Origin of the sequence: Sphingobacterium spiritivorum ATCC 33861 (assembly GCF_000143765.1) — a bacterium.
GTDB classification, from domain to species: Bacteria; Bacteroidota; Bacteroidia; order Sphingobacteriales; family Sphingobacteriaceae; genus Sphingobacterium; species Sphingobacterium spiritivorum.
Genome location: NZ_GL379771.1, coordinates 783,851 through 803,209 on the forward strand (window position 1 = coordinate 783,851; position 19,359 = coordinate 803,209).

22 protein-coding genes are annotated in these 19,359 nt (G+C 38.0%); 10 read left to right on the forward strand and 12 right to left on the reverse strand.

The features are described 5' to 3' along the window. Nucleotides 1-287 precede the first annotated feature (287 nt). Nucleotides 288-479 (forward strand): cold-shock protein, encoded by a 192-nt coding sequence (locus tag HMPREF0766_RS13415; RefSeq protein ID WP_002998145.1) that lies wholly within the window; start codon nucleotides 288-290, stop codon nucleotides 477-479. 79 nt (nucleotides 480-558) lie between these two features. On the opposite strand, the gene HMPREF0766_RS13420 is transcribed toward HMPREF0766_RS13415, so the two are convergent. The 6 genes from HMPREF0766_RS13420 to HMPREF0766_RS13440 all read right to left on the reverse strand — a co-directional run bounded on the left by HMPREF0766_RS13420 (nucleotide 559) and on the right by HMPREF0766_RS13440 (nucleotide 4,269). After that, on the reverse strand, nucleotides 559-1,071 hold the full coding sequence (locus tag HMPREF0766_RS13420; RefSeq protein ID WP_002998147.1) for a CinA family protein: 513 nt from the start codon (nucleotides 1,069-1,071) through the stop codon (nucleotides 559-561). A gap of 21 nt (nucleotides 1,072-1,092) precedes the next feature. Then, a complete protein-coding gene (locus HMPREF0766_RS13425) occupies nucleotides 1,093-1,980 on the reverse strand; it encodes an SDR family oxidoreductase (protein ID WP_002998150.1) in 888 nt (295 codons plus the stop codon). Nucleotides 1,981-1,998: 18 nt separating this feature from the next. Then, complete coding sequence (locus HMPREF0766_RS22400; RefSeq protein ID WP_002998152.1) at nucleotides 1,999-2,142, reverse strand: hypothetical protein; 144 nt, start codon at nucleotides 2,140-2,142, stop codon at nucleotides 1,999-2,001. An 11-nt stretch (nucleotides 2,143-2,153) separates the two neighbouring features. Continuing rightward, nucleotides 2,154-2,366: a hypothetical protein gene (locus tag HMPREF0766_RS13430; protein WP_002998154.1), complete on the reverse strand. Its 213-nt coding sequence runs from the start codon at nucleotides 2,364-2,366 to the stop codon at nucleotides 2,154-2,156. A 140-nt stretch (nucleotides 2,367-2,506) separates the two neighbouring features. After that, the gene (locus HMPREF0766_RS13435; protein ID WP_002998156.1) at nucleotides 2,507-3,166 is read right to left on the reverse strand and encodes a response regulator transcription factor; all 660 of its coding nucleotides are present in this window, start codon (nucleotides 3,164-3,166) and stop codon (nucleotides 2,507-2,509) included. Nucleotides 3,167-3,168: 2 nt separating this feature from the next. After that, nucleotides 3,169-4,269, reverse strand: a complete 1,101-nt coding sequence (locus tag HMPREF0766_RS13440; RefSeq protein ID WP_002998157.1) for a sensor histidine kinase — start codon at nucleotides 4,267-4,269, stop codon at nucleotides 3,169-3,171. 424 nt (nucleotides 4,270-4,693) lie between these two features. Here HMPREF0766_RS13440 and HMPREF0766_RS13445 point away from each other — a divergent pair, with 424 nt between their 5' ends. Then, on the forward strand, nucleotides 4,694-5,326 hold the full coding sequence (locus tag HMPREF0766_RS13445) for a hypothetical protein (RefSeq protein ID WP_037460280.1): 633 nt from the start codon (nucleotides 4,694-4,696) through the stop codon (nucleotides 5,324-5,326). 78 nt (nucleotides 5,327-5,404) lie between these two features. Here HMPREF0766_RS13445 and HMPREF0766_RS13450 read toward each other — a convergent pair whose 3' ends face one another. Then, nucleotides 5,405-6,082: a DUF421 domain-containing protein gene (locus tag HMPREF0766_RS13450; protein WP_002998160.1), complete on the reverse strand. Its 678-nt coding sequence runs from the start codon at nucleotides 6,080-6,082 to the stop codon at nucleotides 5,405-5,407. A gap of 5 nt (nucleotides 6,083-6,087) precedes the next feature. Continuing rightward, nucleotides 6,088-6,303, reverse strand: coding sequence for a hypothetical protein (locus HMPREF0766_RS13455; RefSeq protein WP_002998162.1), 216 nt, complete (start codon nucleotides 6,301-6,303; stop codon nucleotides 6,088-6,090). 152 nt (nucleotides 6,304-6,455) lie between these two features. Between HMPREF0766_RS13455 and HMPREF0766_RS13460 the strand changes: the two genes are divergently transcribed. Next, nucleotides 6,456-7,028 carry a type 1 glutamine amidotransferase domain-containing protein gene (locus HMPREF0766_RS13460; protein WP_002998164.1) on the forward strand — a complete coding sequence of 191 codons (573 nt, stop codon included), beginning with the start codon at nucleotides 6,456-6,458 and terminating at the stop codon, nucleotides 7,026-7,028. Nucleotides 7,029-7,102: 74 nt separating this feature from the next. Here the strand turns inward: HMPREF0766_RS13460 and HMPREF0766_RS13465 are convergent, their stop codons facing one another. Further along, entirely contained in the window at nucleotides 7,103-7,621 is a 519-nt protein-coding gene (locus HMPREF0766_RS13465; protein ID WP_002998166.1) for a pyridoxamine 5'-phosphate oxidase family protein, read from the reverse strand. 305 nt (nucleotides 7,622-7,926) lie between these two features. On the opposite strand from HMPREF0766_RS13465, the gene HMPREF0766_RS13470 reads away from it, so the two are divergent. The 5 genes from HMPREF0766_RS13470 (at nucleotide 7,927) to HMPREF0766_RS13490 (ending at nucleotide 13,046) form a co-directional block, all read left to right on the forward strand. Further along, nucleotides 7,927-8,388: a ferritin-like domain-containing protein gene (locus HMPREF0766_RS13470; RefSeq protein WP_002998168.1), complete on the forward strand. Its 462-nt coding sequence runs from the start codon at nucleotides 7,927-7,929 to the stop codon at nucleotides 8,386-8,388. 67 nt (nucleotides 8,389-8,455) lie between these two features. After that, complete coding sequence (locus HMPREF0766_RS13475; RefSeq protein ID WP_002998170.1) at nucleotides 8,456-8,947, forward strand: hypothetical protein; 492 nt, start codon at nucleotides 8,456-8,458, stop codon at nucleotides 8,945-8,947. 178 nt (nucleotides 8,948-9,125) lie between these two features. Beyond that, nucleotides 9,126-10,268 carry a DUF4932 domain-containing protein gene (locus HMPREF0766_RS13480; protein WP_037460387.1) on the forward strand — a complete coding sequence of 381 codons (1,143 nt, stop codon included), beginning with the start codon at nucleotides 9,126-9,128 and terminating at the stop codon, nucleotides 10,266-10,268. A gap of 436 nt (nucleotides 10,269-10,704) precedes the next feature. After that, a complete protein-coding gene (locus tag HMPREF0766_RS13485; RefSeq protein WP_002998174.1) occupies nucleotides 10,705-11,913 on the forward strand; it encodes a glycosyltransferase family 4 protein in 1,209 nt (402 codons plus the stop codon). Between the two features lie 14 nt (nucleotides 11,914-11,927). Then, nucleotides 11,928-13,046: a hypothetical protein gene (locus HMPREF0766_RS13490; RefSeq protein ID WP_002998176.1), complete on the forward strand. Its 1,119-nt coding sequence runs from the start codon at nucleotides 11,928-11,930 to the stop codon at nucleotides 13,044-13,046. 7 nt (nucleotides 13,047-13,053) lie between these two features. Here HMPREF0766_RS13490 and HMPREF0766_RS13495 read toward each other — a convergent pair whose 3' ends face one another. Continuing rightward, nucleotides 13,054-14,514 carry a glycoside hydrolase family 130 protein gene (locus tag HMPREF0766_RS13495; RefSeq protein WP_002998178.1) on the reverse strand — a complete coding sequence of 487 codons (1,461 nt, stop codon included), beginning with the start codon at nucleotides 14,512-14,514 and terminating at the stop codon, nucleotides 13,054-13,056. 279 nt (nucleotides 14,515-14,793) lie between these two features. Here HMPREF0766_RS13495 and HMPREF0766_RS13500 point away from each other — a divergent pair, with 279 nt between their 5' ends. After that, entirely contained in the window at nucleotides 14,794-16,989 is a 2,196-nt protein-coding gene (locus tag HMPREF0766_RS13500) for an ATP-binding protein (protein ID WP_002998180.1), read from the forward strand. A 14-nt stretch (nucleotides 16,990-17,003) separates the two neighbouring features. Here HMPREF0766_RS13500 and HMPREF0766_RS13505 read toward each other — a convergent pair whose 3' ends face one another. Further along, nucleotides 17,004-17,966, reverse strand: a complete 963-nt coding sequence (locus tag HMPREF0766_RS13505; RefSeq protein WP_002998182.1) for a YihY/virulence factor BrkB family protein — start codon at nucleotides 17,964-17,966, stop codon at nucleotides 17,004-17,006. Between the two features lie 218 nt (nucleotides 17,967-18,184). Here HMPREF0766_RS13505 and HMPREF0766_RS13510 point away from each other — a divergent pair, with 218 nt between their 5' ends. Further along, nucleotides 18,185-18,766, forward strand: coding sequence for a YciE/YciF ferroxidase family protein (locus HMPREF0766_RS13510; protein ID WP_002998184.1), 582 nt, complete (start codon nucleotides 18,185-18,187; stop codon nucleotides 18,764-18,766). Between the two features lie 83 nt (nucleotides 18,767-18,849). On the opposite strand, the gene HMPREF0766_RS13515 is transcribed toward HMPREF0766_RS13510, so the two are convergent. Next, a complete protein-coding gene (locus tag HMPREF0766_RS13515; RefSeq protein WP_002998187.1) occupies nucleotides 18,850-19,341 on the reverse strand; it encodes a DUF1905 domain-containing protein in 492 nt (163 codons plus the stop codon). Between the last annotated feature and the right edge of the window lie 18 nt (nucleotides 19,342-19,359).

Genomic DNA, 19,359 nt, shown 5'->3' on the forward strand with positions numbered 1-19,359 from the left:
CTTTTCAAAGTTAAATAAATGTTAATAGCAAATTGACTCGTGAACCTTTTTGCATAACAGACAACCTGTCTGATTAAGTAAAACAGAGACAATAATCCAAATGTCTCCCTTTCAGATAGATTTGATTTTCAACTTTTTTAGTTTTTTTTGTTACAATTGCAATATGTTAAAATGGCATAAAACAACAATTAAGGCCTTTTACCATAATGAAAACTTTTTTTAAAAGTATTTCGAAATTTAACCAAAATAAAACCGTACTCTTGTATAAATAATTTTAATACAATACAATGAATACAGGAACTGTAAAGTTTTTTAATGAAACTAAAGGATTTGGTTTTATTACTCCTCAAGATGGTAGTGCTGATGTTTTCGTACACACTACAGGACTTAAAAACCAAGTTAGAGAAGGTGACGAAGTTACCTACGAAGTAGAGCGCACTCCAAAAGGATTGAACGCTATCAATGTGAGATTAAGCTAATTACTACTATAGTTTTTTTTGCATAAGCAGTTTTTTTTAGAAAGAACTGCTTTTTTTGTTTCCTGTTATTGCTTCAACGCTAAATCTTATCTCTCTCCTGCGTCTCTGAAAGCAACACCATTTCGTACAGATTCTCAATAATCTCATTAGCTGTCGCTGTTATGATGTCATGCGCTTCCCCTGTAAAAAGACATTTTTTATTTATAAATGAATTTTGATATTGGATCTGAAGGAAAACCGTTCCTACTGGATTTTCATCACTAATGGCCTTATCTTCAAATGCATATCCCGTTACAGCAACAGCGATGTGCGCATCATACCTATCCCTCAAGCCATTTAATAAGGCATGTGTAACCTCTTCGGATACAGCACCTGCCTTTTTGATAAGTTCCGGATCAACACCCAGACTCGAGATTTTCATATCATCATGATAACAGACAATTGAACCTAAGAAGTAATCTCCGGAGTTAATTTCCAGACTGATTACGGACGATATAAATCCGGCAGTCATACTTTCTGCAAGTATGAGTTTAAGATTTTTTTTAGAAAAATAATCGCCACAAAAGTTCAGTTTATCGCTATTAATATCCATATCCAATTTTAAGTTTATGTACTAAAAGGCTATTTTACCTCCTGTTGCAGGAATGGTTGCTCCCGAGATATAAGAAGCTGCACTTGAGGCCAGGAACACAAAAACAGGAGCAATCTCAGCTGGCTGCCCCGGTCTTCCCATAGGTGTATCTTTACCAAAATTCTCATGATCGGGAATCGTGGAAGGGATCAGCGGTGTCCATACCGGACCTGGAGCTACTGCGTTTACACGAATGCCATTATCAGCTTCCAGCATCATCTGCGCCATATTGGCTGTAAAGTTTTGTATAGCAGCTTTAGTCGCAGCATATGGTAACAGTATCGGATTAGGGTGATACGCATTTACAGATGTCGTATTAATGATGCTGCTTCCTTCCGGCATATAAGGCAAAGCCTCATGACATAAGTAAAACATCGCATGTACATTTGTGTCAAATACCTCTCGCCATTCGTCAGCTGGTATGGAGTCGAAATCCTTATAAGTCCGCTGATAAGCGGCATTATTTACTAGAATATCTATTCCTCCCCATTCCTCTACAGCTTTCGAAATCAGCAACTGGCAATGTCTCTCATCTCTGATATCACCCGGCATTAATATCGCATTTGCTCCCGCCGCTTCAACCCAGTTTTTGGTATCGATGGCATCTTCGTCTTCATTGAGATAGGAGATTATTACATCTGCACCCTCTCTGGCAAAAGCGATGGCAATAGCTTTCCCTATTCCCGAATCTCCACCTGTAATTAACGCCTTCTTGCCTTGCAGGAGTCCATTTCCCTTATACGAATTCTCTCCGTGATCAGCCTGAGGATCTAATCCTTTTTCAAGACCGGGTGGATATTGTTCCTGTTTTCTAAACGGTGGCTCGGGATATTTATTAATAGGATTTACGGGTTTATTAATTTCTTCCATAGCATAATTTTTAGTTCCCTATCTATCCTTAAAAAAGACAAAATAGAGTATTGCCAGAATTACTACTGCAATTAAGATAGTCCAGTATATCGCGTATCCTGCCGGTTGATCATCCGGTTCTTCCAAAATAGTCTTTGCTACTTTTTTCTTTCTGAATAACATGGCGTCCCTTTCTATCTAATATCCGTGTTAGAGGTATCGGTTACATTGGAATCGATGGGCATCACTAAAGAGTCTGCCTGATTCTGATTATAACGGGTATCTTCTCCATTTGTAGGAGGTACAGTAGTCGATTGTCCGCTATTATCTGTTTTAGAATTTCCACATGCAGCCACAGAAAGCATACAGCCTGCAGCAAACATCAACATTAATTTTGTATTTTTCATAGCATTATGATTTTTAATGGGTAAAAAATCTGTATACTATAAAAACACCCTTTATCAACAGTAAGTTTACAACTGTGTCGATAAAGGGTGTTTATACTGAAATTCTACGTATTTATACGGGGGATCTATTTTACTGATTTTTAATCAATTAATCCATTAAGAATAGCAAATTTGATCAATGCAGGTGTATTCTTGGATTTGGTCTTATCAATGAGGCTTTGTCTGTGTCCTTCAACGGTACGCTTACTCAGAAACAAACGTTTGGATATTTCCAGATTTGTAAGACCTTCGCCCAACAATTCCAGAACTTCCAGTTCACGAGAGGAAAGATCGAGTTCAGCAGGATCAATTTTTGTAGGTTGTGTTACTGATTTTTCAATGAGTTTATCAATAAACTTCATTGTCAATTCTTCACACAGGAATCGACCTCCCTTCGCTACGTGATTGATGCAGAATATCATTTCTTCCGCAGCCACATTTTTTACCAGATAAGCTTTAGCTCCGCTTTGGAAAGATTTGGAGACATGCTGATCACAATCCAGCATGGTAAGAACAATAACCTTAAGAGCAATATTACGGGATTCTATCTCTTTCATGAGTTGAAGACCGTCAATATTATGCATACTCAGATCGGTAATCAGGATATCGGCCTCTGTTCCTGAAGTCAAAAGATCTAATACTTCTTTTCCGCTTCCCACCTCTCCTACTACTTCAAAATTGTCCTGAGAATCCAACAATAATTTGATTCCATTTCTGACCACCAGGTGGTCTTCTGCTAATATTATTCTGATTTTTCTCATATTTATATTACTTGCAATGTTACAAGCACGGTAGTTCCGGTGTTTTGTGTTTTTATTTTTATACTGCCATTATAGAAATTAATTCTGTTTTGAATATTTCTCAGTCCAGACCCTTCTTCCATACATTCTTTTACCTCTTTTTTAAATCCTTTTCCATTATCTCCCACTTCCACATTTACCCAATCATCTTTCATTGTTACTTTTACCCGGATTCTTGTGGCTACAGCATGCTTCATGCAATTGTTCAGGAGCTCCTGTACAATCCGGTAGATTGCGAGTTTCATTTCCTCAGATAATTCCTCGCATTTCTCCTGTACCAGCGGAATGACCTGAAAATCCGGAATAGTGATCCGTTCAGACATAGAACCAATAGCTGCTTTCAATCCAAAATCATTCAGTACGGATGGAACAAGATCCATGGATATATTCCTAATCTGAAAAATAGCTTCATTTAACATTTCTTTCATAGGTAGCATCCAATCTTTTTCTCCCGATTTTAGAGTCTGGTGTTGAAGATTGAGCCGGATTGCATACAGTAGCTGCGCAGTACTGTCATGTAATAAACTTCCAATATTTTGTCTTTCCTGTTCCTGAGTAGCAATAATAGTATGGTAGATCTCCTGCTTTAATTCCAGCAACTGACCATTTGGACTAAACTCTTTATCAAAGATAAGCAAACAATATTGCTCATCCCCAATCTTTGTTTTGTACTTACGAACATAAGTATCTGTTATTAACACCTTGTTTTTGTCCTTTATAAATCTTAAACTTACCAGTAAGGGAGTCTTTAATGCCTGACCATTCTGTAAAACAGATTTTAAACTAAGCGCATCCTCTCCTGCCAGAAATTCAAAAACCTGCCGCCCCAACATTTCTTTCGGTTTATACTCCAGCATCTTTTCCAGCTTCTGATTGAGACGTCCTATTTGAAAATACCGGTCAAGAAGCATAATCCCAAACGGCCCTTCTTTGAAAAAAATATCGAAACAGAGTTCGTCCCGATCAAAATCTTCCTCGAACAGTGAATACTGCCCTTTTATGTAGTCAGACTCATTCTTTTGATCGTTAAAGTTGTTTGCTCCGTTCTCTATTTTTTTGTTCATATATTTCCGATGATTCCGCCTTTTAAGATTAGTTATACTATCCTTTTTCTCATGGTATCCGTCGTAATACAACAACTCTTGTTTTTAAATGTTTTACATCTTATCCTAATAATTTAAGTATAGCTTTTATCTAAAGGGAATTTCCTTAAAACCTTTTTAAGCGGTTCATTAGAAGATGCTGCGTACTCTGTAAAGTAGAACGCTCTGTGGTATCCAGCCCCTCCTATAAAAATAAATCGGACTAAATATAATTGTTAAGTATGTAAGAGATATAGTGATACGCTATATTTTCCATGCTATTTATATAAATTACGTATTTAACGCTGCTTTTTTTCTGCTTAATTGCGACAAATACCTGACTTTAATTATTATAAAACATCATCATCTTGTCACCGTTTTTACAGTACATCTAATCTCTGATATTATGAAACATGAAATTCCGATTCAGCAGACTGGCCGTAGTATGGATGCTTCAGAATCTATATGCTTCCCTGAGAAAGTGGATGCTAAAGATTTTTATGAAATAGTTCGTAACAGGCTCCTTAGAATAGATAACTGGTATGCATTAGCTGAACTTCCTATGGCTTCTTTCATACAAATTGATCAAAATGGCCAGGAGACTACTGATTTACCAAAAGTTGGAAACTTTATTAAAATTGACATTCCGGGTCCAGGCTTATCAAGTACCCGCGGTTTTGATTTCGTAAGAATCGAACGCATTGATGAAACAGATGAAGATAATCTTCAAACGCTAACATTAACATTGCGCCCAAGTACGGATCCTATTGATCAGTCCGATAATGAAATCAAGCACTTTTTTAAGGATATAGCGACTTCTACCTTACAGATTCAACGGATTAATAATAGTATTAATGTAAATTATTTTGGCCGAAATGAACTTATGAATCTGGATGTGGAAGCACTTACTGATAAATTACGCAATTTCTTCGTAGGAATGGGTGCACGTTTGGGCGCTTCATTTCCACAATGGAAACTACTACTTAAAGGTTTAGTAAACAGCAATATTATCCAGGGAAACAGGAATAAGCCACATTAGAATATTCGACAACTTTTCTTTTATACACTTCAATAACTATTTTTCTTTAAAAGTCTTCCTCCCCGGAAGACTTTTTATTTAAATCCTTGTGCTATCCATCGCTTTCGCCCATTTTGTACGGTTGCAGCGCCTACAAAAACCTCCTTCAGGCATTACTTCCTCTACTCTTCCACAATACATACAGGCAAAAGGACCAGATTGGAACTCCTCCTTTACCTGCCGGTAATCATCCGGGAATAGGGGTAATCCGTACTTTACTTCCTTATCTGCATAAAAAAGTATACTCATTGTGCCATCTACTTCTAATACTGCCATTTTTACCTGGCCCAGATGCTCTACGGATTGATTGCGTAATTCAGAGAAAAACTCCATCTTCGAAAAATCTCCGTCATGCTCATGTTTCAGATCAAACTCGCCTGCTCTGACCACAACCATCGCCCGGCCTTCGAGCATCTTATTGAGAAAAGCGGATTTTGATGAAGCCCATGTCACGAATTTATAAATCAGTATGACGGAAAATAACACGACAAACGCATACAGCACCGGGAGCTCTTCCTGAAACATTGGATCACCGGCAGCAGAACCCAGACTCAGGATGATCGCCACTTCAAAAAGGGTCAACTGCCTCACACCTTTCTTGCCCGACAACCGAAGAATAATCAGTATCAAAGCAAACATTATAACAGAGCGAACAACAATCTCTCCGAGAAACCCCCATTCCACTCCCTCTAAAAAGATCTTTCTGAAGCCGTCCATAGAAACTATTTTTTAGACGTTTTTTTCTTAGGCTCTTTAGGGTAGGTATGCATATCAGGCATAGTATGAAGCTGCCCGACCTGAGCATCTACCCCTGCTTCTCCATCCTTTTCCTGTTTCTTGTCACGTTTTTCAACTACAGATGTAATAGTCTTTTGCTTTTTGGGTTGTCTGTCCTTATTAATGATTCCAACTTTTGCGTTCTCCTTTTTAATAGCCATAGTCTTTAAGTTTTAATGATGATTTGTTTTAATAGAACACAGATACTATGCTGAAAGTTTTGAAACCTTTATTGTGGGTTGGGGACTATGTGATATACCTGATCGGATCAGATTAATACGCGATGTATGCTGTACATTAAACAATCGCTTACATGAGCTTGTTTACTAAATACATCTATACACATATTATTATGAACAAAATAGCCATATTAGCTGCAGACGGTTTTAAAGAAATCGAATTAAAATCGCCAAAAATATATTTGCAGAACAAGGGATTTCAGGTAGACATTGTCTCGCCAAAAGACATTGAATTTGTACGTTCATGGAATCATTTTGACTGGGGTCCTTCTTATCCTATTGATGTACATCTTGCAGAGGCTGACCCCGCCGTTTATGAAGCCCTGATCTTACCCGGAGGAACACTAAGTCCTGATGCCTTGCGTGTGCTACCCAAAGCACTGGATTTTATTAAGCATTTTATCGAACAAAAGAAACTGATAGCAGCAATCTGCCACGGAGCCTGGCCGCTTGTAGAACTTGATTATGTAAAAGGAAAGAGAATGACTTCTGTCAGTAATATCCGCTCCGACCTCAAAAATGCCGGGGCAATCTGGGAAGATGAAGCAGTCATTCAGGATGGCAATCTCATCAGTAGCCGTACTCCTGACGATCTCGAATTCTTCAATAGTGCTGTAACAGCCTATCTGGAAGAAGTAACACTTTAATTCTAATCCTTAAAAAAATGCGGGCATTTCAAAAATAGAGATGCCCGCATTTATATTTTATACATCGATACCAGCTATACGGTAAGATCGCCATGAATACCATCGTGATCCGGTTTTCCGGTCAGCAGAGATTTCAGCATTTTGAAAGCTGCTACAGGAGCAATATTCTTATTATCCCAATAATGGCCTTCTAAGATCTCTACCCTTAACAAAACAATCCGGGGATCTTCCGGACCATCAAACCAGATTTCTAATGCAGGACTCCAAAGTTCATTGATTTTTTCCTGGTCTTGCATTTCTTCAGCTATTCCATATAGATTCAGAAAACCGGCTCTCTTGCCACTTTGCATCATAAGATTGACAAAAGGATCTTTAGCGACTTCTTCATCCTTATGAGTCTGAGAAGAGGTCATAAACCACAGATAACCGTTATCATCTACCTGCAGTACTGTCATTGGTCGTACAGAAAGTGGCACCCCTGTGCGTATATCCGTACAGAAAAAGCAGGTTTTGGCATCATCTACAATTTCTCTTATTTTTTCTAACGCCTTTTGTCCGTCCAGATTTTCTTCTCTGTTTTGTTCAGTGTTCATATTATATCTCCTATTAGTTTTTTTATTCTTTATCAGTTACAGACCATTATGGAATGCTGATCTGTCTAAAAAACAATTATTGATACCTTAAAGTTTACCTGTCATCGCAATCAGGTATAAAGAAGTATAATTCGTATTTATACGGAAAGAATAATAATTAATACCCAATATCACAGCTCAAAAATAATTAACTTGCTAACAAACAGCAACTTAAATCTATTACGCAAAATTGTAGACTAAACTTTTCCCGAACATCTTCGTTTCTTCAGTACATCGATATTTATTCATTATTAAAAAGAAAAGATATGACTACGGAAAACAAAACAGCTGAAATTGTTAATGATCTTATTGAAATCAATAACGACAGAATTGAAGGATATACCAGAGCATTAGAAGATCTTAAAGACGAGGAGAATCTGGATCTCAGATCTCTTTTTGAAGATTATATCCAACAAACACGTCAATTCAACAGCGAACTGAACCCTTTGGTTGTGATCAATGGTGAAGAACCAACTACTGGCACACGTACATCAGGCAAGTTGCACCGTCTCTGGTTAGATGTCAAAGCTACATTCAGCGGACATGACCGTAAAAGCATCCTTGAGGAGTGTGAACGCGGAGAGGATGCCAGCAAAAAAGCTTATCAGGAGGCACTGCGTGAAGCTCCGCACCTTCCCATCAATGTGGTGGATATAATCAGAAGCCAGTCTGAAAAACAATTGCAGGCTCATGATCGCATACGCGACCTCAGAGACAGCAGTAGATAAAAGCTAAGTTATTTGCTTCGGTCTAACCGTATATCCAAATGAGAAATTAAGATTAAACAATTAGACTATGGATACTACATACAATTATATTCACGAATTGAGAAATCGTCAGATGGCTTTACGTGCCAAGATCGAAGCAAGTACAATTGCAGGAGAGATTCAATTCTCCTATGGTCAGGATTGCTATCAGGAAGAAGCCCGGTCTATGGGTCTGCGCATGATCCGTGATGGACTGGATTTGAAGGGTGAACAAATTATTCTGGGATTCGTGAGAGAACATTACCCGGATTATGTTGAGGAAGAATTGAAATGGATCAGCAAAATGATGCGCTATCTGAATAAGATTACAGATACTCTTATTGATAATTTACTGGCGGAGGGATATATAGCGCTTCACGGCAACATTGATCTTCCCAATGAAAACACGCTCTTCTATCCGCTAAAGATATTAGATGAGGAGAGCCTTTTACATTATAAACTGAATATAAATACGCTCATAGATCTGAGCCGTCCACAGGATCTGGAACACCTGGAAGGTTGGGTATATTATAAGTCCTGAACATCATTGAAACCCGAATTATTATCTGAAATACAGCGTTATCTGTAATCCTTTCGTACTGTTAGACATAAATTAGTTCTATATTTGCACCCGCAAAATAACGGTATTTCTAAGACTGAGAATAGAGAGAAATCATGTCAGAAATATGTACTAATCTATGCAGAAACAATCAGACAGTATGAAAACTATAATTTTATTCTTAACCACTATCCTGTACTTATATCCTTCTATTCCGGTTTTCGGGCAACAAAAAGATTTGAATTTTGATGCCGCCTACAAGAAACAAAATGATCAGAAAGTGACCATTGAGATTAATGAATTGCAGGAATTAGCCTACATTATTCTATCCCTCACAGACATTGCAAAAAATAATAAGGTAATGACCGATCAGGGTACGGAATACTATCGTGAGATCATAGCTCATTTTACACCATATGCCGGCCATGAAGTGGTTCATAAATTCAATACTCTTTTATCCGAAAATATTATTAATTATTTTATTCTGGCAGGTAATGCATATGGATTCAGATTTGAGAAGGATAAAATCGTACCCACTGGCATTTACAATTTTCCGGCAAAAGGAGTTGGTAAATTTGAAGCCGAAACAAATCCCATAATCACCTATATAAATGACCTGGAAGATTTTGCAAAGAAATCAAAATTTCGAAAATTCTATAAAGATCATAACAGGTTTTATAATGATTTAAAGAAGGAATATCATACGTTTGCGGCTATTGATGAGCAAAAGAAATGGCTGGAAAAGGAATTTGATTATAACATAAACAGCTACAGGGTGCTCACCTCTCCTCTGATCGGCGGAATGAATGCTACACATACCTTTGAAGACAATGATTTCAAGGAGACCTTACTGTTTTTGCCAACCATTAAAAAAGATAAAGAATGGACGGAAAACTACAGAAAAGCAATCAATACACGGATAATATTTACAGAAATTGATCACAACTATGTAGGTCCTGTAAGCGAAAATAACAAAGAAAAAATCAACAGTATATTTGATAACAGAGCGAAGTGGGTGGACAGCACAAACAGATCAACGCAGCACTATCCAACACCTGTAAAAGTTTTCGACGAATATTTGACATGGGGACTTTTCCTTCTCTATGCTCATGATCTGTTTCCTGATGATCAAGTCGTTTTCAATCAAATGGTAGAAAATGTAAATACCATGATGATCAGTAAAAAAGGCTTCCCTAAGGCTAAAGAATTTAATGAAGAACTGTTAAAACTCTATATGGAGCACAAAGATAAGGGAATCGCTTCCTTATATGCACCTCTGCTGGAATGGAGTGCCAGACAATAATCCAATAGATAGGCAACGGTACAAATATAAATTTGTACCGTTTTTATATTAGAACGGCTGATTCCTAAAGCTAAAATTCACCCTATATACTTTTCTTTCATAGCCTTAAGCTATTTAAACTGCAAAAAACTAAAGTAAAAGTATGCGCAATCTTTCAACAATCCCATTTTGAAGTTGCAAATAGCCTTATAATGACTATAATATTTCTTATAAAGGACCTTCTTTTGTTATTCTACACAGGAAATCAGAGTTTACACGATTTAAACCGTGAAAAATGGCTGTAAAAATACTCTCTAAGAAGTATTTATACCTGCTTGTAAAGAATTAATCCTCTTTTAATGATATATACTCTTTTTTAATGGAACATTATGACGATTCAGCTGTTTATATAAGTACAGCACATAACAGCTGCCGACAAATTTAACATTATCTACACATGAGAACTGCTATCATCGGAACATACCCACCCAGACAGTGCGGTATTGCCACTTTTACACAAGATCTATATAAAGCGATGCTAAAATCATCTGCTGAAATACACAGTATATTTGCGATGTCCGATGGTTCAGAGGAGTCTTTTCCGGATGAAGTCGCTTTTGTAATTGACCGCAACGATGTGAATAGTTATAAGCATGCAGCACACTTAATCAATTCGTATTATGATGCTTGTATTATTCAGCATGAATACGGAATTTTTGGAGGAGATACAGGTGAATTTATTCTCGAGCTCCTGTATAAATTGCAAGTTCCGGTTGTTACCAATTTACATACCGTACTTCAGCAACCTAGTCCTAATGAACAGCATATCCTGCAACAACTGTCTATGTATAGCAGCAAGATAACAGTAATGACTGAACGGGCGATTCAAATGTTGGGCGACGTTTATAAGGTGGATACTCAACTGGTTGAACTCATCCCTCATGGGGTGCCGGATTTCAAATATGACCAGGAGGCTGCAAAAACAAAACTTGGATTGTGTGATAAAAAAGTCATGCTTAGCTTTGGTTTTCTTGGAAGAAGTAAAGGGTTTGAAACGGCTATTGATGCAGTAGCTTCAGTAAAGGATAATGATTTCAAATATATTATTCTGGGATCTACTCACCCGAATATTATACGCCATGAAGGCGAAATATACAGAGAATCTCTGATGGATAAAGTCAAAGAACTGGGTATAGAAGATAAAGTTGAATTTGTAGACACGTTTGCTACAGAAGAATTACTGGTTCAATATCTGAGTGCCTGTGATATTTATGTAACACCTTATCCCAATGAAAACCAGATAAGCAGCGGTACATTGTCGTTTGCAATTGGTGCTGGTGCTGCTGTACTTTCTACTCCTTACTGGTATGCAAAGGACCTGTTGGCAAATGATCGCGGAATTCTTTTTGACTTTAAAGATTCGGATGGATTAGCTACTATTATCAACCTCTTACTGGAAGAGCCATTACTCATGGCCAGATACAGATCCAATGCGAAGCAATATGGACAGGAAATGTCCTGGACTAATATTGGTAAACGACATGTAGCCTTATTGGAAAGCTTTAAAAAGACGGATATCAAACCAACGATTTCATTCAATAGCCGCAATTTGAAAAAGAATATCGCTGCTCTGTTTCCCACGGGGAATAGCAGACTCTCTTCGTAAACCCCATAAATAAAATGAACAAGCCGTATTTAAAAGTAATGGATGAAGTTGAAAATCCGGCAAGCGCTGACCTTATTGAAGATCTGACTACTGAATTAGCAGACAAACTACCTTCTTTTGACCTGAGTCATATAAAAAGGTTAACGAATCATGTAGGAATATTGCAACATGCCACATACATCACTCCCAACTACCATCACGGGTATTGTATTGACGATAATGCAAGGGCTCTTATATTGGCTTTGATGGCCTTTGAAAAAGAGCCTTCCGACGAACACAATCAGCTGATATCTACCTATCTGGCTTATATAAAATACATGCAGCTGGATAACGGAAAATTCAGGAATTTCCTTTCTTTTTCACACGTTTTTTTAGATGATGAAGGCACAGAAGATGCAATGGGCCGCACCATATGGGCATTGGGATATTTGCTAAAATGCAATGTAAACCCGAGTTTTCACCGAACGGGGAGAGAACTTTTCGATCGTGTGGTACCCCATGTTTATAGTTTAAGATCACCCAGGGCTGTAAGTTACAGCATTTTGGGATTGATACATATTTCCGAACGTTCTCCGGAAGATGAAGGAATCAAAGAGTTGATTCATCATCTGGCTCAATATATTGCGGAGGAATACCGGCAAAATTCAACCAGTGAATGGTCCTGGTATGAAAAGATAATATCGTATGACAATGCTATATTACCATTAAGTCTGCTAAGGGCTTCTCTCGTTCTGGAGGATGAATCTCTAAAACTGACTGCGATGGAAAGTTTTCATTTTCTGGATAGTATATTATTCCGGGAAAATTATTTGTGTATCATCGGTAATGAATTCTGGTATAGAGAAGGAGGAAATCCGAGTATGTACGGCCAACAGCCTATCGAAGTTACATCGCTTGTCTTACTTTACGAAGAGATGTATAATATTACACTCGAAAAAATATACAAACAGCGTATGATAAGCTCTTTTTTGTGGTTTTTTGGGAAAAACAAACAGGGTCTTCAGCTCTATGATGCATCTTCTAAAGGTTGTTGTGACGGCCTTGATAGTCACGGTGTAAATCTGAATCAGGGAGCAGAAAGCACCATCTGTTTTTGGATAGCCTATTTAAACATCAGCCGTCTGCTTTCCTGAATTCTTACTATGTCAATGCGTCCAGTAGTTCCTTAAGTTCTACGGATGCATATGTAGACGCATAATCTGACATGGCATAAGGGATAATAAGATGCCCGTTATGAATAATCTGTCCGCAGGAGTATACCACATTCGGCACATACCCTTCTCTTTCATCTGCATTCGGATATAACAAGGGTTCATTTAGTTTTCCGATAATCTTGGTAGGATCTTCAAGGTCCAGTAAAATGGCTCCTAAAGTATATTCCCGCATTGGCCCTACCCCATGTGTCAGTACAAGCCATCCTTTTTCAGTTTCTATAGGGGACCCGCAATTACCTAATTGTACCAGTTCCCAGGGATATTCCGGCTCTTTCAATAAGGTAATATCCTGTTGCCAGATATTGATATCTTCAGAGAATGCAATGTAATTGTTTTCACCATCTACCCGGCATAGCATAGCATACTTGCCTTTTATTTTTCTCGGGAACAGAGCGGCCCCCTTATTTGCTATCTTACCATTAATGGGCTGCACTTTAAAATGAATAAAATCTTTGGTAGACATCAGTTTTGGCAGAATTGTGAACCCATCATAAGCGGTATAGGTGGCATAATAAGTCTGTTGATTTTTCTCTCCTCTGAAACGTACAAATCTGGCATCCTCGATTCCATTTTTCTCTGTATCCGAGATGGGAAAGATAACCCTCTCCGAAATAGAAGTATCCAGAGAATAAGTCATTTCATAATGAGACGAAGCAAGCCACATGATTTGAGACATAAGCGTCTGACTGTCCGGTGTCAATTCATTTTCCTGCTGCATTTCCCTGACAAATCTACGGAGCTCTTCATATGTAAAGGAATCTGTTAGTTTGGCTCTGATAACAGTCAGCACATCTTCCTCCGGATCGTGCATCTGCAACAGCTTGTCTATAAAATCCTCTTTCTGATAACGATGACTTTTAAATTGCTTGGGCTTTTCCAATAAGGTTCCAACTTCATCCAGATGAATATTAAGATCTTTATCTATGATGGCTGAACGGAATACAATTGAAGATACATGTCCTTCACCAGTAGCTCTAAAACTAAGAATAATTCGCTTTTCCCCTTCTTTTAATTGTGTCTGATCAGGTGATTCTACTACCGAAGGATTGAAAAACGCGGCTGCTTCAATAGAATATTCCATCGTAAAATAGGCTCCTATCAACAGCTTTTCCTTATATGTGACATCCTCATCCTTAATATTCATTTCCCTGAGAATCGTTTCGGTTCTCTTATAGTTTTTCTCTAAAATGGAGACCACACTCCGATGCCGCTTCGAAAAATTACGAAGAACCTGATTAAGGGTATCGGCTTTCTCCTGCTTGCTCATTTTGAGTACACGCTGAACTATTTTGATGGATCGCTCTACACTTAGATTAAAATAACGGGCTAATACACGTCTGGAATCGGGCTTAAAAAAGATGTTTTTTCTGACAACATTCAGGGTCATAAGATATTTTTTTATCTTAGAACGGTCTTCTATCCTAAATTGTTTGTGTATTTGAAAAAATTATAGCAAGTAGCTACTGGCTAAAGTATTTCTTCCCTGTTTTATGCATCTCCTTAATTCGGGATGAAATTTACCATTGTAATGTTTTCGTAATTAAATAAGAATCTGGCGTTGAATGTAATCCATACATCTGCTGAATACCTGAAATCCATCATTTCTTCCATTAGGGGAAGGTGAAATATCAATTTTAAAGTTTAACTTTATAAAAAATCGCTATCTATGATCCCCAATCAGATTCTGTGTGAAAATGAACCCATCCATTTATGTGGTCGTGTACAACATTTCGGCCTGTTGTTAATATTGGATCAGCGGCTCGTTATATCAGCTATCAGTGAAAATTGGGTTAATTATCTGCAAGAGGAACTTGATCTTTACCTTGAACAGGATGCTGTTAAATTCCTTTCTTTCTATTTTGCTGATTACATAGAAGAAATTAATGAACGTCTTGAATATTTTTCTCACTCTACAGAGGGTCGTTCCGTTATAGAACTAAAGATCGGAACATCGAACTATTACCTTAGTATATATAGGGTGAACGATTACATCTATCTTGAATTTGAGGCTTCAGGAAATACACCTGCATCCTGGCTGAACTTATATTCGTATTCAAAAAAGATAGACCGCTCAAATCAAAAGGTATGGGAAGAGCTCTGCGAAAGCATACATGACGTCATCAGGTTTGACAGGGTTATGATCTATCAGTTTCTGGAAGACGGGAGTGGAAAGGTCATTGCCGAACGTGTAGCAGAAGATTGTGAACCTCACTTAGGGTTGCGCTATCCGGAATTTGATATCCCGAAGCAGGCACGTGCACTTTATCTTATACATCCGGCACGGCTGACATCAGATATCTCAGCTCCGACCTTTCCGATCATAAGTAAACGTGAATTAGATTTTGACCTGACCTACACGACTATACGGGCACTTTCACCCGTTCATTTACAATATCTGGAAAATGCGGGTGCGCAATCAAGTATTAGCTTCTCTATTATTGTACATGACAAACTTTGGGGATTGGTAACTTGTCAGCACAGGACAGCAAGGGCTGTGGATCTCGCTCAAAGACACATGGCCGTTTTAATAACGCAATATGCTGTAACCAAATACCTCAGTAATGTTAAGGAAAAAGATATACAATTACTGCGGGAGATCAATACGTTTGAACTGGAACTTAAAGAAAAGCTTCTTATAAAGAATGATATTCTTTCCGCATTGGCATCATCTGCTCAGTCGCTAGGAGATCTTATACATGCCGATGGAGTTGCTATACGCTATTCGGATCGGATTATCACTCATGGGCTTGCCCCTAATGCCAAGGAACTTGAAAGCATACATCAATATATCAATGAATTCACAGATAAGCAGCTATTTAAGGACCATAATTTTCTTCTGAACCATAGCCGTCACTTTAACTTTTGTCCCTGCTTTGCCGGAATTGGCAAAGTTGATATTGACAGTAGCCGTACTTTTAGCATTTATTGGTTTCGAAAAGAATATATATATGAAGAAAAATGGGCAGGTAAACCGGAAAAGGTATTAAAATATGACTCCCAAAAAGACCAGTACTATCCATCTCCCCGTATGTCTTTTGAAGTCTGGAAAGATGCGGTAGAAGGTACTGCAATGAAATGGAACAAAAACGACATCTATTTTATGCGTCGCGTCCGACAACTGATCAGAGAAAGCATGCTTCGCAAGTCTGTCGAAATCAAGAATCTGAATAAAGAACTTATCCTCCTGAACAATACGCTGGACACCTATTCCAGTACGGTAACGCATGATCTGAAAAATCCGCTTTCAACAATAAAGCTGTCCGCTCAGTTGATGAAGATGCGAAAGGAAATAGACCCTGCATTTCTAAATAAAGTATCTACCAATATCCTGGATGCAGTATCGCTAATGGAGAATATGATGTCCAAGATTCTGGAATTTTCACGAGCCAGGGTCTACAACTTCAAACCGGAGTGCATCGAGATTGCACCAACCATTCAGCAAATTGCACAGCAATGCCTGGAAATTTATAATATGCCCCCTTCCAGTATTCAGACGGGAACACTACTTCCGGTATGGGGTGAAAAAACATTGCTTTACCAATTGTTTATGAACATCATCAACAATGCTGTGAAATATTCCAGTAAAAAAGAAGAACCGCTTATCTTCATAAGCAGTACGGTAGAGGAGGAATGGATCAGATACGAAATACAGGATAACGGAATCGGCATCGCTCCTGAAGAACTGAAGATGGTATATGAAATCTTCAAAAGATTACCCAATGCTTCTTCTTATGAAGGAACCGGAATAGGTCTAGCCATTGTAAAGCGGATTGTCGAAAGACTGAACGGCAAAATCGATATCCTCAGCGAATTGGGCAAAGGTACAACTGTTGTCATCAGACTTCGGCATATGGTAGATTAACTTCACTACTGTTCTTATGTTTTGTCGTGATCAGGAGGAGGAAGCACTTTGACTTCTTTCTCAATTTCTTTCTCTTCGACATGTACTGCAAAATCAGAGGGTTGTATCGGAATGCCTTTTATAGCCGCATATTCACGTGTATAAATAGCACCGAAATAGAGTATGGCAGCCGTATAATATACCCAAAGCAAGACTAATATAATTGATCCTGCAGCTCCATAAGTAGATTCGGTACCCGAAGTCTGAAGATACAATCCAATTACAAATCGTCCGATTACAAATAATACAGCTGTAAAAAAAGCTCCTGAACGTACAGTACGCCACTCAATCTTTACATCCGGCAGCGCCCTGAATATAATTCCGAACAGAATAAATATAACTCCAAAACTTATTGAAAAATTGATTGCGTCCAACAGGTGGACTGTAATATCCGGAAAGTATCGCTGTAAACGATCTGTAAATGCAAGTATGACGCCATTTACCACTAGCGTAACCATTAGCAGAAAACCCAGACTGATTACAAGTGACGAAGACAATAAGCGGTCTTTGAGAACCTTTACCCATCCCTTCTTAGGCTTGGCACGTACATGCCATATTCTGTTTATCGAATTCTGAATATCTCCGAATACCGATGTCGCTCCGATCAGTAACGTAATAATACTTACGACAAGAGCGAGATTTGACTTACCTGATAATTTGAGATTCATGATCACTTCCTGTATCTGCCGGGCTGCACTGGGGCCTACCAAACCTTTCATCTCCGTAAACACTTTGCCTTCGATAGCATCCTGACCAAAAAATACACCAGCCAAAGAGATAATTAAGACTAAAATAGGTCCTATTGAAAAAATAGTATAATAAGCCAGCGAAGCACTATACTTGAGACAATCCTCATTTATAAAACCCATAGCGGATGTTTTTATAATGGAAAAGAAATCTTTAACAACGCCGCTGCCTCTCGAATTTGTCTTACTCATCTTACATTTTTCTATAATTAAACCAGAGTTTCATCTTTTATATAACAAGAGACAATAAGCAAAGTTTACATGACAAGTACAGTTGAGCATTAATACGTGTGTCTTTGTAGAAATACGCATTATTAAAAACTTAACCGCAAGAGCAGAACTATCTGATTATTAATTCGTTCTTCTATTAACGAATGAATTAAAATTTTAAAAACATAAATCATATAATTATGGCAACTACATCAGCAAAAAGCAGTAGTGCATCAAAAACTGCACCTGCGAAATCCTCAAATAAAGAAGATTCGAAAATCAAGGCTAAATCCGGAGCGGCTAAAGACCTGGCAGATTTGTTTGAAGACGGACTGAAAGATATCTATTGGGCAGAAAAAGAGCTGACCAAAGCATTACCCAAAATGGATAAAAATGCAACTTCTCCGCAACTTAAAAAAGCGATTCAGAAGCATATCAAAGAAACAGAAGAACATATTAGCCGTTTAGAAAAATGCTTTGAAACATTAGGCAAAAAAGCTAAAGCCGAAAAATGTGACGCTATGGCTGGCCTCATAGAAGAAGGTGAAAGTATAATGGAAGAAACAGAAGTAGGACATGTAAGAGATGCAGGTATCATTGCCGCTGCACAGAAAGTAGAGCACTATGAAATTGCTACATATGGTACCTTAGCTGCATTTGCAAAAGTATTGGGCAATAAAGAAAGCTTAAAACTTCTATTAATGACACTCGAAGAAGAAAAAAATTGTGATGAAACTTTAACAGGCATTGCAGACACAAATTTAAATTCGAAGGCAGAATAATTCTATTCTGTATTTAGTTGTGATTAAAGCGGGTTTTATATTAAAATCCGCTTTTCTGATATTCCTCAGTAATTAACAAGCTTTCAGAAATCCTTTTTTATCGGCTCCCGACCTATAAACCTTTCTTTTCCTAACAAAAATTGTATCGCTTTTCCGACATTGCGTGCAATACTATCTTCCTGCTTTAAATGAGAAATATAACGCACAATTTCCAATTGCAGGGATGGAGATAAACTTTGAAAAACAGTGTATGCTTCTACATTTTGTTGTAAAGCTTTTGCCAGAAGCGGATGTATCTGGATTTCAGGTTTTTCAGCATTAAACTCTAGAGTAAAGTCAGCCGTATCCCCAACAGTTTTTCCTGTAGCTTTGAGCATAGGGCCATTGATGTACAAGCGCCATTCGCCGGCATATTTAACTAAAGTCTGGGTAAAAACAATCCCTTCAATGGTTAAAGATACAGGAATTTTTCCTTTATGCTGGCCGGCAGCTGTTATCAGTTCCAGCAAAACAAGCTCAGGAACAAACACAAACGGATTAATACCTATTTTATCAATGACCGCAGTAAAGTGCATTGTCTTACCTGTTTTAGA

What these genes read in the sequence shown, in the direction of transcription:
- HMPREF0766_RS13415 (WP_002998145.1), top strand. Translation starts at nt 288, where the DNA reads ATGAATACAGGAACTGTAAAGTTTTTTAATGAAACTAAAGGATTTGGT.
- HMPREF0766_RS13420 (WP_002998147.1), bottom strand. Translation starts at nt 1,071, where the DNA reads ATGGATATTAATAGCGATAAACTGAACTTTTGTGGCGATTATTTTTCT.
- HMPREF0766_RS13425 (WP_002998150.1), bottom strand. Translation starts at nt 1,980, where the DNA reads ATGGAAGAAATTAATAAACCCGTAAATCCTATTAATAAATATCCCGAG.
- HMPREF0766_RS22400 (WP_002998152.1), bottom strand. Translation starts at nt 2,142, where the DNA reads ATGTTATTCAGAAAGAAAAAAGTAGCAAAGACTATTTTGGAAGAACCG.
- HMPREF0766_RS13430 (WP_002998154.1), bottom strand. Translation starts at nt 2,366, where the DNA reads ATGAAAAATACAAAATTAATGTTGATGTTTGCTGCAGGCTGTATGCTT.
- HMPREF0766_RS13435 (WP_002998156.1), bottom strand. Translation starts at nt 3,166, where the DNA reads ATGAGAAAAATCAGAATAATATTAGCAGAAGACCACCTGGTGGTCAGA.
- HMPREF0766_RS13440 (WP_002998157.1), bottom strand. Translation starts at nt 4,269, where the DNA reads ATGAACAAAAAAATAGAGAACGGAGCAAACAACTTTAACGATCAAAAG.
- HMPREF0766_RS13445 (WP_037460280.1), top strand. Translation starts at nt 4,694, where the DNA reads ATGAAACATGAAATTCCGATTCAGCAGACTGGCCGTAGTATGGATGCT.
- HMPREF0766_RS13450 (WP_002998160.1), bottom strand. Translation starts at nt 6,082, where the DNA reads ATGGACGGCTTCAGAAAGATCTTTTTAGAGGGAGTGGAATGGGGGTTT.
- HMPREF0766_RS13455 (WP_002998162.1), bottom strand. Translation starts at nt 6,303, where the DNA reads ATGGCTATTAAAAAGGAGAACGCAAAAGTTGGAATCATTAATAAGGAC.
- HMPREF0766_RS13460 (WP_002998164.1), top strand. Translation starts at nt 6,456, where the DNA reads ATGAGCTTGTTTACTAAATACATCTATACACATATTATTATGAACAAA.
- HMPREF0766_RS13465 (WP_002998166.1), bottom strand. Translation starts at nt 7,621, where the DNA reads ATGAACACTGAACAAAACAGAGAAGAAAATCTGGACGGACAAAAGGCG.
- HMPREF0766_RS13470 (WP_002998168.1), top strand. Translation starts at nt 7,927, where the DNA reads ATGACTACGGAAAACAAAACAGCTGAAATTGTTAATGATCTTATTGAA.
- HMPREF0766_RS13475 (WP_002998170.1), top strand. Translation starts at nt 8,456, where the DNA reads ATGGATACTACATACAATTATATTCACGAATTGAGAAATCGTCAGATG.
- HMPREF0766_RS13480 (WP_037460387.1), top strand. Translation starts at nt 9,126, where the DNA reads ATGAAAACTATAATTTTATTCTTAACCACTATCCTGTACTTATATCCT.
- HMPREF0766_RS13485 (WP_002998174.1), top strand. Translation starts at nt 10,705, where the DNA reads ATGAGAACTGCTATCATCGGAACATACCCACCCAGACAGTGCGGTATT.
- HMPREF0766_RS13490 (WP_002998176.1), top strand. Translation starts at nt 11,928, where the DNA reads ATGAACAAGCCGTATTTAAAAGTAATGGATGAAGTTGAAAATCCGGCA.
- HMPREF0766_RS13495 (WP_002998178.1), bottom strand. Translation starts at nt 14,514, where the DNA reads ATGACCCTGAATGTTGTCAGAAAAAACATCTTTTTTAAGCCCGATTCC.
- HMPREF0766_RS13500 (WP_002998180.1), top strand. Translation starts at nt 14,794, where the DNA reads ATGATCCCCAATCAGATTCTGTGTGAAAATGAACCCATCCATTTATGT.
- HMPREF0766_RS13505 (WP_002998182.1), bottom strand. Translation starts at nt 17,966, where the DNA reads ATGAGTAAGACAAATTCGAGAGGCAGCGGCGTTGTTAAAGATTTCTTT.
- HMPREF0766_RS13510 (WP_002998184.1), top strand. Translation starts at nt 18,185, where the DNA reads ATGGCAACTACATCAGCAAAAAGCAGTAGTGCATCAAAAACTGCACCT.
- HMPREF0766_RS13515 (WP_002998187.1), bottom strand. Translation starts at nt 19,341, where the DNA reads ATGCACTTTACTGCGGTCATTGATAAAATAGGTATTAATCCGTTTGTG.